Source organism: Methylohalobius crimeensis 10Ki (assembly GCF_000421465.1).
GTDB lineage: Bacteria > Pseudomonadota > Gammaproteobacteria > Methylococcales > Methylothermaceae > Methylohalobius > Methylohalobius crimeensis.
The window spans coordinates 512,561-527,481 of the sequence record NZ_ATXB01000001.1 but is presented as its reverse complement, the minus strand read 5'-3'; the positions used below and the strand labels follow the sequence as shown (position 1 = coordinate 527,481).

The 14,921-nt window shown below is 59.0% G+C and carries 14 protein-coding genes; 5 read left to right on the top strand and 9 right to left on the bottom strand.

Annotated features, from left to right (window positions below; translation table 11 throughout):
* Positions 1-144: 144 nt before the first annotated feature.
* Positions 145-828: a class I SAM-dependent methyltransferase gene (locus tag H035_RS0102800; RefSeq protein ID WP_022947487.1), complete on the top strand. Its 684-nt coding sequence runs from the start codon at positions 145-147 to the stop codon at positions 826-828.
* Between the two features lie 56 nt (positions 829-884).
* Here H035_RS0102800 and H035_RS0102795 read toward each other — a convergent pair whose 3' ends face one another.
* The 7 genes from H035_RS0102795 to hfq all read right to left on the bottom strand — a co-directional run bounded on the left by H035_RS0102795 (position 885) and on the right by hfq (position 8,450).
* Complete coding sequence (locus tag H035_RS0102795; RefSeq protein WP_022947486.1) at positions 885-1,922, bottom strand: cytochrome-c peroxidase; 1,038 nt, start codon at positions 1,920-1,922, stop codon at positions 885-887.
* A gap of 173 nt (positions 1,923-2,095) precedes the next feature.
* Positions 2,096-3,388 carry an adenylosuccinate synthase gene (locus H035_RS0102790; protein ID WP_022947485.1) on the bottom strand — a complete coding sequence of 431 codons (1,293 nt, stop codon included), beginning with the start codon at positions 3,386-3,388 and terminating at the stop codon, positions 2,096-2,098.
* A gap of 50 nt (positions 3,389-3,438) precedes the next feature.
* A complete protein-coding gene (locus tag H035_RS0102785; RefSeq protein WP_022947484.1) occupies positions 3,439-4,638 on the bottom strand; it encodes an ATP phosphoribosyltransferase regulatory subunit in 1,200 nt (399 codons plus the stop codon).
* 90 nt (positions 4,639-4,728) lie between these two features.
* Positions 4,729-5,604 (bottom strand): protease modulator HflC, encoded by an 876-nt coding sequence (gene hflC, locus H035_RS0102780; RefSeq protein ID WP_022947483.1) that lies wholly within the window; start codon positions 5,602-5,604, stop codon positions 4,729-4,731.
* Positions 5,604-6,782 (bottom strand): FtsH protease activity modulator HflK, encoded by a 1,179-nt coding sequence (gene hflK, locus H035_RS0102775; RefSeq protein WP_022947482.1) that lies wholly within the window; start codon positions 6,780-6,782, stop codon positions 5,604-5,606. Before hflK ends, hflC begins: the two co-directional genes overlap by 1 nt.
* Positions 6,783-6,884: 102 nt before the next feature.
* The gene (hflX, locus tag H035_RS0102770; protein ID WP_026596199.1) at positions 6,885-8,159 is read right to left on the bottom strand and encodes a ribosome rescue GTPase HflX; all 1,275 of its coding nucleotides are present in this window, start codon (positions 8,157-8,159) and stop codon (positions 6,885-6,887) included.
* 45 nt (positions 8,160-8,204) lie between these two features.
* The gene (hfq, locus tag H035_RS0102765; RefSeq protein ID WP_022947480.1) at positions 8,205-8,450 is read right to left on the bottom strand and encodes an RNA chaperone Hfq; all 246 of its coding nucleotides are present in this window, start codon (positions 8,448-8,450) and stop codon (positions 8,205-8,207) included.
* A gap of 188 nt (positions 8,451-8,638) precedes the next feature.
* Here hfq and ispH point away from each other — a divergent pair, with 188 nt between their 5' ends.
* Positions 8,639-9,589, top strand: coding sequence for a 4-hydroxy-3-methylbut-2-enyl diphosphate reductase (ispH, locus tag H035_RS0102760; RefSeq protein WP_022947479.1), 951 nt, complete (start codon positions 8,639-8,641; stop codon positions 9,587-9,589).
* Positions 9,590-9,672: 83 nt separating this feature from the next.
* Here the strand turns inward: ispH and H035_RS17930 are convergent, their stop codons facing one another.
* Both H035_RS17930 and H035_RS0102750 read right to left on the bottom strand, forming a co-directional pair.
* Positions 9,673-11,439 (bottom strand): potassium channel family protein, encoded by a 1,767-nt coding sequence (locus H035_RS17930; RefSeq protein ID WP_022947478.1) that lies wholly within the window; start codon positions 11,437-11,439, stop codon positions 9,673-9,675.
* Positions 11,439-11,822: a DUF6394 family protein gene (locus H035_RS0102750; protein ID WP_022947477.1), complete on the bottom strand. Its 384-nt coding sequence runs from the start codon at positions 11,820-11,822 to the stop codon at positions 11,439-11,441. The genes H035_RS17930 and H035_RS0102750 overlap by 1 nt, the downstream gene beginning before the upstream one ends.
* Positions 11,823-12,021: 199 nt before the next feature.
* On the opposite strand from H035_RS0102750, the gene H035_RS0102745 reads away from it, so the two are divergent.
* The 3 genes from H035_RS0102745 to H035_RS0102735 are packed head-to-tail and all read left to right on the top strand — an operon-like array spanning position 12,022 to position 14,736.
* The gene (locus H035_RS0102745) at positions 12,022-12,417 is read left to right on the top strand and encodes an RNA-binding S4 domain-containing protein (RefSeq protein WP_022947476.1); all 396 of its coding nucleotides are present in this window, start codon (positions 12,022-12,024) and stop codon (positions 12,415-12,417) included.
* Complete coding sequence (gene xseA / locus H035_RS0102740; protein WP_022947475.1) at positions 12,417-13,817, top strand: exodeoxyribonuclease VII large subunit; 1,401 nt, start codon at positions 12,417-12,419, stop codon at positions 13,815-13,817. The genes H035_RS0102745 and xseA overlap by 1 nt, the downstream gene beginning before the upstream one ends.
* Positions 13,810-14,736 (top strand): M23 family metallopeptidase, encoded by a 927-nt coding sequence (locus H035_RS0102735; RefSeq protein ID WP_200861522.1) that lies wholly within the window; start codon positions 13,810-13,812, stop codon positions 14,734-14,736. Before xseA ends, H035_RS0102735 begins: the two co-directional genes overlap by 8 nt.
* Positions 14,737-14,921 lie beyond the last annotated feature (185 nt).

Sequence of the window (14,921 nt, the reverse complement as noted above, 5' to 3'; positions counted from 1 at the left end):
AGCCGGAGAGAGCGCTCCGGAACACGCTGTAAATACATCCATGTACGCTCGAATCGCAGCATCCCTGCTGCGAACGGTCCCGGAGCGCTCTCTCCGGCTCTTCCTTGCAAATGTCAACAGAGCCCAAGTTTTGGAGCCTCTCTCATGCATAGCCATGACGATCTGCGGATCCGAATCCCCGAACCCGAGTTGATGGACGAACCGCTTCAGGCCAAAGCCTATGCCGAGGCCGATTTCCAGGAGGCCAATACCCTGTTTTTGGAATTGTTCGAGCGTTACTTCCCCGGTCATCGACCCGCACATGGATTGGACATCGGCTGCGGTCCCGGAGAGATCACGCTCAGTTTCGCCGAACGCCATCCGGACTGCCGACTGACCGGCATCGACGGCGCGGAGGCGATGCTGGCCATCGCCCGCCGCAGGCGAAACCGCCGACCGGCGCTCGTCCCGGGGGTGGATTTCCGCAAGGCACGCATTCCCACCGAACGATTGCCTCGCCGCTACGACACGATCCTCAGCAACAGCCTGCTCCACCACCTCCCGGATCCCACCATTTTGTGGCGGGAAATCCGTCGCCGGGGATTTCCGGGAGCGGCGGTCTTGATGATGGATCTGGCAAGACCGGCAAGCAAGGAAAAAGCCCGCCAACTGGTGGCGCGATACACGGCGGAGGCGCCGGAAATTTTACGCCGGGACTTTTACAACTCCCTCTGTGCCGCCTTTACCCCGGCCGAAATTGGAGATCAATTACGCGCGGCCGGGTTGGAAGATTTTCGAGTGGAAAAAGTCAGCGATCGTCATCTGGCCGTTCACGGCCGGTTGCTCTGAACCGCGACAGGCGCTGGGTGGGGGCAGACCTACGTGTCCGCCCCTCCAGTCATGGATTATTTGACGTAGTCGAAGGTCTTTCCCGGAGTCACCGGCAGACGCGGCATCTCCTGTTCGGGGAATTCTCCGGTCAAGCCGTTCAGGAACGCCGAGATGTCTTCCACCTGCTGATCGGTCAGACTCCGATTGAGCTGCAGTTTACCCATCACCCGAACCGCCTGATCCAAGGTCTTGACCGAACCGTTATGGAAATAAGGTGCGGTCAAAGCGACGTTGCGCAAGGTCGGCACCTTGAACAGGTGCTTGTCGGCATCGTCCTGGGTCACCTCGTAGCGACCCAGATCTTCCTTGAAGTTGTACTTGCGCTCGAAAAAGGCGTTATCGAAGACGGGGAATTTCTGGAACACGCCGGCCCCCTGCTTCATCTGACCGCTGAAAGCCGGACCCGAGTGGCAGCCGACGCACCCCACCTCGGCGAAGGTCTGCATCCCCCGCACTTGTTGCTCCGACAAAGCGGACTTGTCGCCCTTTACATAACGATCGTAGGGGCTGTTGGGCGTGATCAAGGTGCGCTCGTATGCGGCGATCGCCTTGACCGCGTTGTCCTCGGTGATTTCGGCATCGGCGCCGAATGCCTCCTTAAACAAATCGGGATAGCCGGGAACCTGCTTCAAACGGGCGACCACGTCATCCCAACCCTTCATGCCCATTTCGACGGGGTTGGTGACCGGACCGCGCGCTTGATCCTCGAGGCTGGCCGCGCGCCCGTCCCAGAATTGGGTCGCGTGAAAAGCGGAATTCCAAACGGTCGGCGCGCTGCGTCCCCCGGTTTGACCGTGAACCCCGGCGGCAAATGGACGGTTGTCGTCCCCGCCCGCCATCACGTTGTGACAGGAATTGCACGAGAAGGTCCCGGTGGAAGACAGACGCGGATCGAAATAGAGGATTTTCCCCAATTCGACCTTGGCCGGCGTGGTGGGATTGTCGGCCGGCGCCGGTGCCTCCTCCGGCAGCGGCTGCCACTGGATCGCTCCCGCCGAATGGGTGACGCTCGCCAACGCCACTACGGTCAACAAAGGTTTCATGTCGAACATGTCTCAGCCTCCTTTTATGATGAACCCTCAAGGCTCGCATGAGGATTTTGATTCTTATTCGGGTACTTTCATATTGAAGCACACGCATTTATAAACCTGCAATTACAGGTATATATTTTCCAGCGGACATGCCCGAAGATTTAACGCACCCATCACCCCGGCCAACAGCCGATTCAATCAAACGGATGTTCGATGACGATGGTCTGATGTCGGTCGGGTCCGGTGGAAAGGATGGTCACCGGCACCTGGAGCAGTTCTTCGATCCGCCGGATATAAGTCCGGGCATTGGCCGGCAGATCCTCCCATCGGGTGATTCCGGCAGTGCTTTCCTTCCAGCCGGGCAGGGTTTCCAGCACCGGCTCGCAGCGGACATAATCCTCCGCGCTGAGAGGGGTCTGCTCCATCAACCGACCCTCGAGCCGATAGCCGACGCCGATGGCGATTTCTTCCAAGCCGTCCAAAACATCCAATTTGGTCAGACAAATACCGGACAGGCTGTTGAGGCGCGCGGATTTGCGCATCGCGACCGCATCGAACCAACCGCAGCGGCGCGGACGGCCGGTGGTGGCGCCGAATTCCTGGCCTTTATCCGCCAAGTGTCGACCGACCGCGTCCTGGAGTTCGGTGGGAAACGGCCCGTTGCCGACCCGGGTGGAATACGCCTTGGTAATCCCCAGCACGTAATCGAAATCCCGCGGCCCCAGACCGCAACCGGGGGCGGCTCCGCCGGCGGTGGTGTTGGAGGAAGTCACGAAGGGGTAAGTGCCGTGGTCGATATCCAATAAAGCGCCTTGCGCCCCTTCGAAGAGCAGATCCTCTCCCTGACGCTGCAATTCGCTCAAGCGCACCCCGACATCGGCGACCATGGGTTTGAGGGCTTCACCCCAGGTCGTCAACTCGTTCAAAGCCGCCTCAAAATCGACCGCGGGGCACTGATAATAACGAGTCAATACGAAGTTGTGGTAGTCGAGCAAGGCGCGCAGCTTTTCCGCCAATTCCGCCGGATAGAACCAGTCGTCGGCCCGAATGCTGCGGCGGGCCACCTTGTCCTCGTAGGCCGGCCCGATGCCTCGCCCGGTGGTGCCGATGGCGCCGTCTCCGCGCGCCGTCTCGCGGGCCTTGTCCAAGGCCACATGGACCGGCAGCAACAAGGGACAAGCGGCACTGATCTTGAGACGATCACGGATGGCCACGCCTCCCCGCTCCAGCGTCTCGACTTCTTCCAAAAGCGCCGGAGGTGACAAAACGACGCCGTTGCCGATCAAACACTCCACCCCCGGATGCAACGCACCGGAGGGAATCAAATGCAGGATGGTTTTATGGCCGTCGATCACCAGGGTATGGCCCGCATTGTGCCCGCCTTGAAAGCGCGCCACCGCTTTGACCCGGTCGGTCAACCAATCGACGATCTTCCCTTTCCCCTCGTCCCCCCACTGGGTTCCGATCACAATAACGTTTTTTCCCATGTTTTTTCCGTTTTCACCCCTAATCAGAACGACAAACTTGCTCGACGCTTTCAATCAGTCAAAGGGACGATCTCCCATCGCCCATCGAGCGGTTCGAGTCGCCACTTACACCCCATCCGGCGCGGATCGTCGGCCTCCGTCAGCGCCTGTACCACTTGCCAGCCTTCCAGGCGCAGTCTCCGAATCGTTTCCAAAAGCGCCGGGGCCTCGCCGGCGGGCGCGAACAAACGCTTGCGGGGCGCCTTTGGCAGCGCAGTTCCCGAACGGATCAGTTGCTTTAAATCCGCACTGAACCCCACCGCTGGCCGGGCCCGCCCGAAAACTTCGCCGATGGCGTCATAGCGCCCACCACGGGCAATCTCGCGCCCATATCCGGGCACCAGCGCGGCGAATACGAGGCCGGTATGGTAGTGGTAGCCTCTCAGTTCGGCCAAATCGAAATGAATCGGAAGCGCCGCATGCAGGCGCCGCAAACAAGCGGTCACCTGTTCCAATCGGTCCAGCGCCTCCAGGACCGACGAATCCGCGGAGGCCAACACTTCCCGGGCACGCACCAATACCTCTTCCCCGCCGTTGAGATCCAGCAGCGCCGCCAAGCGCGCCTTGGCCTCTTCCGGGCACGAGCATTGGGCCAAAAACGCTTGCAGATCCGGACGCGATTTGCGCTGCAAAATATCGAACAGTTCCGCCTCGGCTTCTTCATTCAACCCCGACTGCCGCGCCAGGCCCCGGAAAATCCCCACATGCCCCAAATCCAGATGGACTTCCAAAACACCGGCCTGGGCCAATAACTCCAACATCAAGCGGATGACTTCCAAATCCGCTTCGGGACCGCTGTGGCCGTATAATTCCGCGCCGATTTGAATGGGGCTGCGGGATTTATCTAAAGTATCGGCATAAGCCCTGAGCACCGTTCCCACATAGCACAGGCGGGTCGGTTCTGAGCGCTTGAGATGATGGGCATCGATCCGCGCCACTTGGGGTGTCATGTCGGGACGCACCCCCAGCAAACGGCCGCTTGAAGGATCGGTGAGTTTAAAGGTTTGGAGCTCGAGATCGTGACTCGTACCGGTCAATAACGAATCGAGAAACTCGATCATCGGCGGAACCACCTGCTCGTAAGCCCATGAGGCGCAAGTGTCGAGCAGACGACGCCTGAGCTCCTCGAGCTGGGCGGCTTCCTCCGGAAGCAATTCTTCTATTCCGTCGGGCAACAACCAACGGTCGGCGGGTAAACCTCGGACAGGCATGAAACTAACGCAATCTTGTACACACAAAAGGCCGGCTGCAGGGCAGATCCCCGCAGCCGGAGCTCACGCTTCTTAACCCCTTCCCCAGACTCAGCGTGGGGGTTGTTCGCGCTTGAAATAGCGGAAGAAGTCCGAAGTCGGATCCAAGACGATCATATCGCCTGGCTGAGCGAACGTCTTCTTGTACGCATTCAGGCTGCGATAGAAGGAGAAGAACTCACGATTCTTGTCATGCGCCTTGGCGTAAACTTCCGTAGCCACGGCATCCCCTTCCCCGCGAAGCTTGTCGGCTTCGCGCTGGGCTTCGGCCACGATCACCTCGCGTTGGCGATCGGCCTCGGCCTCGATCCGTTCGGCCGCTTCCTTCCCTTCGGAACGGAATTCCCGCGCCACCCGTTCCCGCTCGGAACGCATCCGGGCGTAAACGGAGCTGGATACTTGCGACGGCAGATCGATCCGTTTGATCCGAATGTCGAAAATTTCGATCCCCAGCTTATCCGCGATCGGAATGGTGGCCTTGAGCAACAGCTGGCGGATGATATCCCGATCGGTGGACACCACCTGATGGATGGTCCGCTTACCGAATTGACTGCGAAGCTCGTCTTTGATGACTTGATCCAGGCGGATATTGGCCTGCCGAACATTCCCCGCCAACGTCGTATAAAACCGTTTGACGTCCTCGATTCGCCACTTGACGAACGAATCGACGATCACGTTCTTCTTTTCCGAAGTCAGGAATCGCTCCGGTTTTGACTCCAGGGTCAAAACGCGGGCGTCAAATTTTTTGACCGCATTCCAAACCGGGACCGGCACCTTCCAATGCAACCCCGGCTCATAGTCATATCGAACGATTTCGCCGAAACGGAATTTGATCGCCCGCTCGGTTTCATGGACGGTGAATACCGACGCATAGCCGATCACCAAAACCAGAATCAGGATTCCCAAGCCGATTTTCGTCTGTGCCATTATCTTCCCCTTTCGAAACGACCGCGGTTCACTTGCCGCAGCGGCGTCTGCTGCGATTGTCCATTACCTTGGGTCGACGCCGAGCTCTTCGTGTTGGCGCCTTCCAGCAAACCGGACAATGCAGCCTGAGACCCTGGTCTGCGATCCAAGGGCAAATAAAGCAAATTATTGCCGCCTTCCACATCGACCATGACCGTCTCGGTCTTACCCAGAACCGACTCGAGCGCATCCAGATACAGACGCGTCCGGGTCACTTCCGGCGCGAGCTCGTATTCGGTCAATACCTGCTCGAAACGGCTGGCCTCCCCTTGCGCCTTGGCGATCGTCTTTTGCTTGTAACCCTGAGCCTGTTCCAAAATCCGGGCCGCCTCACCGCGGGCCTTGGGGATAATCTCGTTGGCATAGGCCTGCGACTCGTTGATATAGCGCTGGCGATCCTCGCGTGCCTTGATGGCGTCCTCGAAGGCGCCCTGCACTTCCTCGGGGGGCTGCGCGTCCACCAAGTTGACGGTCTGGATTTCGACCCCCGCCTGATAGCTGCTCATGATTTTTTGCGCCAGCGTCTTGACGTCGGCGGCGACTTCGCTGCGACCTTCGGTGAGGACAAAATCCATGGTATTTCGACCCACCACTTCCCGGAGGGAACTTTCGACCACTTCCTTGAGGGTGGTTTCCGGAGCGCGGATGTTAAACAGGAAATCGCGAGCATCGCCGATGTTGTACTGTACGGCCAAATGGACGTTGACGATATTTTCGTCCTCGGTCAGCATCAGGGCTTCCTGGGGAACGGACCCGACCCCGGTGCGATAGCCCAATTCCAAAAAGCGCTGTTGACTGATATCGACGCGCTCCACATTTTCCACAGGAAAAGGGATGTGCCAGTGAAGCCCGGGCAAGGTGGTTTCGGTATAGCGACCGAAACGCGTCACCACGCCCCGCTTACCTTCGTCGATAATGTAAAAGCCGGCGAACAGCCAAAGGACAATAATACCGCCGAGAATCAGCCCTATCAGGAAGAAAGGCGGCGGAGTTCCCCCCTCGCCGCCACCTCCTCCGAAAAGGCGGCCGAAACGCTCTTGAAGCGAGCGGATGATTTCCTCCAGATCCGGAGGACCTCCCGGCTGCTCTTGCCCACTCCAAGGATCTTTTTTTCCTCCACCCGGTTCATTCCAGGACATGCATACACTCCTAATCGTTGTTCAACGGCAATCCCGGCCAATGCCGGCCCCCCACATCGCACACAGGATCGGTTATCTTAGCATTCAATCAATTTTCAGTTTTCAATGGACCCGTTCGCTGCGGCAATGATAACCGTCAATGGCCTCGAGCACACCCCGGTATCTTGCCGGCAATTCCACTTCCATATTCCAGCCTCCTTGCTCGTCCACCTCATCCTTCAGGACTCGCCCGAGGGAGAATAGACGCGCGCGCAATCCGCCTTCCCGCGGGGAAAGATGGACTTCGGCATGCACCCTATCATCCGCCAATACCTCGACCAGGGCCTCCCAGAGCAGATCGAAGCCTTCCCCGGTCCGGGCCGATAACCAAACTCGCCGCGGCCGCCCCTCGGAATCTCTTTCCAAGCGCGGGGTCCGACCGATTCGGTCGGTTTTATTGTAGACCTCGATCACCCGTTCACGCTCGACGCCGAGTTCCCCCAGCACGGAATAAACCGCTTCTATATTGGCCTGGCGCTGGGGCGCGCTGGCATCGATCACATGCAATATCACTTCCGCTTCGCAGGTTTCCTGCAAAGTGGAGCGAAAAGCCGCCACTAGCTCATGGGGCAAGTGACGGATGAAGCCGACGGTATCGGCCAAAATGATATTCCCCCACTCCAGTTGGATTCGACGCAAGGTGGAATCCAGGGTGGCGAACAACTGATCGGCGGCGTAGACGTGAGCAGTGGTTAACGCATTGAACAGCGTCGATTTGCCGGCATTGGTGTATCCCACCAGGGCCACGGTGGGCAGCTCGGCCTTCTTGCGCGCGCTTCGACTTTGCTCACGCTGTTTTTCCACCTTGCGCAAACGTTGTTGAATCTGACGGATGCGCTGCCCGATCAACCGGCGGTCGGTCTCCAATTGGGTTTCCCCCGGACCGCGCAAGCCGATCCCCCCTTTCTGGCGCTCCAGGTGGGTCCAGCCCCGCACCAGCCGAGTGGCCATATGGCGCAATTGAGCCAACTCCACCTGCAGCTTGCCTTCGTAGGAACGGGCGCGCTGGGCGAAAATATCCAGGATCAAACCGGTGCGATCCACCACCCGAACCCCTAGCGCTTTTTCCAAATTCCGCTCCTGGCTGGGCGACAAGGCGTGATTGAAAAGCACCAGCTCGGCCTGGTATTCGGCGACCGCCCGGCTCAGCTCTTCCAGCTTTCCCTTGCCGATGAAAAAGCGGGGATCCGGTTGCCGGCGGCTCCCCTGCACCACGGCCACCGGCTGCGCGCCGGCGGTTTGGGCCAAAGCTTCCAGTTCGGCCAAATCCTCCGCGTCGAAGGTAGTGGCGATATGGACCAGGACCGCGTGCTCTCCGGCCCCGGGACGTTCAAACAACTGCATCTGCCGGAAATCGGAGCGGGCGCCTACGTCGTAGCACAATCATTCGATTTTGTTACCCTCGTCGGTGCCATGAGGAATCCGCACCGGCCGTGCCGGCACGATGGTGGAAATGGCATGCTTGTAGACCATCTGGTTGACGGAATTCTTAAGCATGATCACGTATTGATCGAACGAATCGACCTTGCCCTGCAGCTTGATCCCGTTGACCAAGTAAATGGACACGGGAACGTGTTCCTTGCGCAGGGTATTCAGGAAGGGATCTTGTAAATTCTGGCCCTTAGACATCCTAGTTTCTCCTTATTCTTCAGGTTGCGGCTCATTCTAATCGCCACCCCCCAACCGCCTCGAGGTAGACTAAATTAAAACAAATTCTACCCAAATTGGCTATTCGCCACTATCATAGACAGTTCGTTTGGCCCTAAGTTTAGGTTCGCCCGCATTATGATTGAAAACAGTTCCGGAAGGTAGACCTTATGCAAATCTTACTCGCCAATCCCAGAGGCTTTTGTGCCGGTGTCGATCGGGCCATTGAAATCGTCGAGCGCGCCATCGACGCCTTCGGCGCTCCAGTTTACGTCCGTCACGAGGTCGTACACAACCGCTACGTGGTGGACAATCTGCGTCAACGAGGTGCGGTCTTCATCGAAGAATTGACCGAGGTCCCCGAGGGGGCGACCCTCATTTTCAGCGCCCACGGCGTGTCGAAAAAAATCCAAGAGGAAGCGCAAAAACGCGATCTTCAGGTCTTCGACGCCACCTGCCCCTTGGTCACCAAGGTTCATATCGAAGTCCACAAACTGGCCAAAGAGGGACGCGAGCTCATCTTCATCGGCCACGCCGGACACCCGGAAGTGGAAGGCACCATGGGCCAGTACCACACCGGCAACCCCAACGGAGGCATCTATTTGGTGGAAACGCCCGAAGACGTGGAGAAACTCCAGGTCAACGATCCCGATCATCTCGCTTACGTCACTCAGACCACCCTGTCCATGGACGATACCCAAGCCATCGTGGAGGCGCTGAAACGACGTTTTCCCAACATCCTCGGCCCCAAAAAAGAAGACATCTGCTATGCCACCCAAAATCGGCAGGAAGCGGTCAAAAATCTCGCCAATCATTGCGACGTGATGTTGGTGGTGGGATCTCCCAACAGCTCCAATTCCAATCGTCTGCGGGAAATCGCGGACAAGTTGGGCATCCCGGCCTACCTGCTCGACGACGCCGCCCAATTACGGCGCGAGTGGATCGAGGGCGCCGAAACGGTAGGGGTCACCGCGGGCGCCTCGGCACCGGAAATCCTGGTTCAGCAAGTGGTGGAAAAACTTTGCGGCTGGGGGGGGCAGGTCGCCGAGGAAAGATCAGGGGTGGAAGAAACCGTCACCTTTTCGATTCCGCGCGGCCTGCAACGCATGGCGGCCGGTTAAACCCCTTCAGGCTCTGAGGACATCTGGAGAGGAGCCGGAGAAGTCGCTCCGGCTCCCAATAAGTATCTGGAATGACTAGGAACCTACTCATTGGAGAGAATACTTTTGGGCCAACCGTTATGCGGATCCTTGCCTTGCCCTCTGCGTAGCCAACGCATCCAATAAGCTCTGGGCTTGTCCCGCCCGGTGACCAGATAATACAAGGTGTATTCGTTGTGGACCGTCGCTTCCAGCATACGATGAGCCGCCTCCGTGCCGCACAACAGCACCCGATCGTTGCGACGCAAACGGAAACTTTTCGCGGGCATATAGGTAACCCCATCGTCGGAACGCACCACCAGGGGAACGGTATGCAGGGATACCCGGCGATCCCTGGGATCGCGCAACAAGTCCCCCAGACTGATTTCCACATCGCCGCCTAAAGCACCCCAGAGGGCGGGTGACTGCTCGTCGAGTATTTTCAAGGTAAACAGATGGGGTGGCTCGGCGCCCAAGACGTGCCGCAGGCGTTTGATCAAATCCGTAATTCTTTCCGGATGAGTGGCATGACTCTCCAATAAATCGATAAAGAACCGCCTGAGCAACGGGGCGGTCAACATGAACAAAACGCGCCGCGCGGCAATCAAGGACGGCTGCATGATGATGTCGGCCTTGGCGGCGCTGAAAGCCAGTTCGTTCTGATGGCGGTTCTGGCGCACGATCATAAACACCTTGGGATTCAAGGCGCGGGCGTTGATCAAGATACTCAGGTTGCGGCCGTCGTCATCGGTGGCCGCAACCACCCCCACCGCCCGCTCGATCCCTCCCGCCTTCAAGGTTTTGGCGGTCGCGCTGCCGCGGATAAAGATATCCATGGGATATTCGCTACCGGGCTCGCCTTCGTCGATGACCGCCACCGACAAGCCGTATTCGGTCATGACTTTATGGACTTCCCGCCCCATGCGCCCGAAGCCGCAGATGATCCAATGCCCCTTGGGAAGGGGAGTGATTTCCTTGTCCAAAGCGGCGCCCTTGGCCCGCGCCAACCACTCGTTGAACAAATAGAGATAGGGATTGCAGATCGCCGCCCCCAACTCCTTGGCGAAGGTCTTGAACGGGTCCACGAAGTGGGTCCGCCGCCCCAAAGTCGCCACCGTTTCCTCGTGCATCTCCGAACCCGACATGACGATGATACGCACCGACGGATTGAGCAAACGGGCCACCGCGGCGATTTTGAGGTTGGCTTCCTCGTTGTGGGTCAGCGCCACCAATCCTTGACAATGGGGCGATTGCAAACCCGCTTCCAACAGATGTTGCGGCAGGGTGGCGTCGCAGCATAGACCCGGCATGGGCACCGTATAGTCGCGCAGTTGCAGTGCCTTGATCCGGACATCATCCTTTTCCAGGATCGCGGCCGAAATGCCGGCGTTACTGAGTCCCCGGGTCAAAATACTGCCGGTGTCGCCGAATCCGCAAACGATGAAGAAATCTCTCGGTAGACGCTGCACCGCACGCGTGAACCGGCCTTCCGCCAGGGTACGTTGAAAATAAACGTTCTGTAACAGACGAATGATAGCGCCAACGGCATACAACCAACCCACCACCGTAATGAACAAACACACCACCGCCCACAACCGCTGGGCATTGCTGAACTCCTGCGGAAGTTCGCCGAACCCCGTCGTGGTGGCGGTATACATGACAAAGTAGAACGCGTGAAAAACGCTCATGTGCCCGCCGTCCTTCCCGGGCATCAAGGTCATCCCCAAAATGGCGAAGGCATAGGTGGAGATCAATACCAACATGGGAGTGCGCATTTCCCGGAGAACGAGAAAAGTCACTCGCTGGGCGCGGGGAGGGCTAAACAGAGCCATCAGCGGCGCAGCATCAGGGTTTCCGACACCACCATGATGACCGAGACGATATTGGCCATCAACGCTCCCCCGCTCAGGGAGACGATCGTGGCAGTCACATCCGGCGTCAAGCCGGACTCGGTGATATGAACCACGACGGTCCAGTAGATGGCGGCGGAAATCAGCTCCAGATCCGCCACCAGGCTGGTGGAAAGGAGAATCGCGCCGATCTGGGTACGATCTCCCAGTTTGAGCACGGTGGCGATCAAATTCACCACCACCACCACGAACAGCTCATAGACCTGATGATACTGGGGGTTATCCATTTCACCCAGAAAAAACCCGAAATTCAGCGTGAAGGCCAACACGATAAAAAAGCCGAAGACGACTTTTTCCAAGTTCATGGCGTACCTCCCTGTACGCCACCCTTACGGGCAACCTTCAGTTGCGCCAGGCGCACTAAAGTGCGTGAAAATTCTCTATCCTGATAATTTTTCATTCACTTTCCCCTTTGACAGAATTCGACCACGACCCTAAAACTGCGTTATTCTCCTCGTTTATCGGTGTATTCTCAATCGCAAGCGTTACTCTGAACCGATTCCCATGAACGAAGCCTTAACCAAAATGCGCCTGGACAAGTGGCTCTGGGCGGCGCGCTTTTTCAAAACCCGGTCATTGGCGGCCGAGGCGGTCAAGGGCGGCAAGGTGCACGTGGACGGCCAGCGGGTCAAACCGAGCAAGGAAATCGGCGTCGGCGTCCGACTGGAGATCACCAAGGAACCCTACGTTTGGACCATCACCGTCACCGCACTCAACCCCCAACGCCGACCCGCCAAGGAAGCCGTCCTGCTGTACGAGGAGGATCCGGCGAGTCACGCCCGGCGCCAGGAGGAAGTCGCCCGCCGACGCGCCGAGAAAAACGCCTCGGGCCAGCCCCTGCGCCGCCCGGATAAACGGCAGCGGCGCCAGATTCACCGCTTCAAGCGAGCCGTGGACTGATGGTCGCGGTGCCACCGGATTTCCCGTCCGAGTCCGAATCGATCGCCGAGACATTTGAAATCAAGCGCGACGTCTATACCGTCAGCCGCCTCAACCGCGAGGTGAAATGGCTGCTGACCGACAACTTTCCCCGCCTCTGGATCGAGGGAGAAGTGTCCAACCTGGCGCGCCCCGCTTCCGGACATTGGTACTTCACCCTCAAGGATGGCGAAGCCCAGGTTCGTTGCGCCATGTTCCGGCAACACAATCGCAGGCTGAATTTCATCCCCGCCAACGGAAATCACGTGCTGGTCCGGGCTCAGGTCAGTCTTTTTGAGCCCCGCGGCGATTTCCAGTTAGTGGTCGAATCCATGGAAGAGGCCGGCGACGGCGCCCTGCGGCGGGCCTTCGAAGCCTTGAAGCAGCGCCTCCATGGCGAAGGTTTGTTTGCGCCGGAACACAAGCGTTCCCTTCCTCCCTGGCCCGAGCGGCTCGGCGTGATAACCTCCCCCAGTGGCGCCGCCGTCCGCGACGTGCTGACCGTACTCAGGCGCCGTTTTTCCGGACTGGAAGTGATTCTCTATCCGTGCCAGGTTCAAGGGGAATCGGCCAAATACGAGATCGCCCGCGCCCTTGAAACAGCCAACCGGCGACACGAATGCGACGTATTGCTGCTGGTGCGCGGCGGTGGCTCCCTGGAGGATTTGTGGGCCTTCAACGAGGAAATGGTGGCGCGCGCCATCCATGCCAGCCGGATTCCGGTGGTCGCCGGGGTCGGTCACGAAATCGACTTCACCATCGCCGATTTCGCCGCCGACCACCGTGCGCCCACGCCCTCGGCCGCCGCCGAAACCGTCAGCCCCGACAGCGAAGCCCTGCACCGCCATCTGGTGGCGCTGGAAAATCGGATAAGCCTCTGGTTCCAGCGCCACCGTCGCCAACTGGGGCAACAGCTGCGCTGGCTGACCACCCGGCTTCGGCAAACCCATCCCGCCCGACGCCTGACGGAAAAGATGCAGCGCCTGGACGAAGTGACATTGCGCTGCCAGCGAGCCCTCCAAAGCCAACTGGCTTCCCGGCGGCAACGCCTGGAAACCCGGCTGGCCCGGCTGGCGCGCCATCATCCGGCGGACCGGCTGATCCGGACCCGAATCCAAGTCGAATATCTGGATCGGCGTCTCCACGAAGCCCAAGGCCGCCGACTGGACAGGCACAAGCAATATTTAGGCGAGTTGAGCCGGGCCTTGGACACGGTCAGCCCCCTGGCCACCTTGGGACGCGGTTACGCCATCGCGACCGATGCGGAAACCGGCCACGTGTTGACCGAGGCTCGGCAAATGCAAGCCGGCGATCACATACGAGCCCGCCTGGCCCAAGGGCAATTACTCTGTGAAGTCAAAGAGGTGATAGAAGATGAGTGACCGGATAGCCTTGCAAGCGAGTGAAAACAGGATCTTTCGACCGCCAAGTGTTTTGCCCAACCGCTGTTCCTCAATCCTTGCCTGGATGGCCCTGCTTGCATTCGCCCTGCTGGGGCATTCCGCCGGCGCCCAACCGCTCCCCGCCCACTCCCCGGTGCCGGGGGGAATCGCGGTTTTGGATCTGGGGGAGGCAAAGGGGCAGCTTCCGCACGCGACCTTCGCCGACAAATCGGTCCTGGTGATCGAAAACGAAGGACGCTGGACCGCCCTGGTGGGCATTCCCCTCGGCACGAAGACCGGCCCCCATGAAATTCGGGTACGCCGCGCCGACGGCACGGAGGCTTTGGCATTCGAGGTAAAGCCCAAGGAATACCCCGCCCAATACATTACCCTCCCCAAGGGCAAGGAAAATTACGTCTCTCCGCCGCCGGAAGATCTGGCCCGCATCAAGCGGGAGCGTAAAATCCTGGGAAGGATTCTGTCCGCCCGAACCGATCGCGACGAGGTGGATACCGATTTCCACCTACCGGTCCGCGGGCGTATCGGCAGCCCCTTCGGCCTGCGCCGCTTTTTCAACGATCAACCGAGAAACCCCCACAGCGGACTCGACATCGTCACTCCCAAGGGAACGCCGATCAAGGCCCCGGCGGACGGCGAAGTAATCGGCACGGGTGATTTTTTCTTTACCGGCAACGCGGTGTTTCTGGAGCACGGCCAGGGGCTGATCAGCGGCTACTTCCACATGTCCCGGATCGACGTGGAAACCGGCCAGACCGTTCAGCGCGGCGACATCCTCGGCGCCGTCGGCGCCACCGGACGGGTGACCGGCCCCCATCTACATATGAACGTCTATCTCAACCGAACCAAGGTGGATCCGGAATTGTTCCTGCGCCGCTACCTAAACGTCGCCCGGCAGTAAAGAATCGCTTAGAGTCTGTTTCAAAACGCGTGTGAGGGTCAGGGAAATCGCGAATGCCATTATCCCTCTCTCCCGCTGGCGGGAGAGGGTGGCCAAATAAAAAAGTCTTTCATTTCAATTAGATCCACCCTCATCCAACCTTCTCCCGCCAGCGGGAGAAGGGATGCTTCTTGCGTCATTCCCGG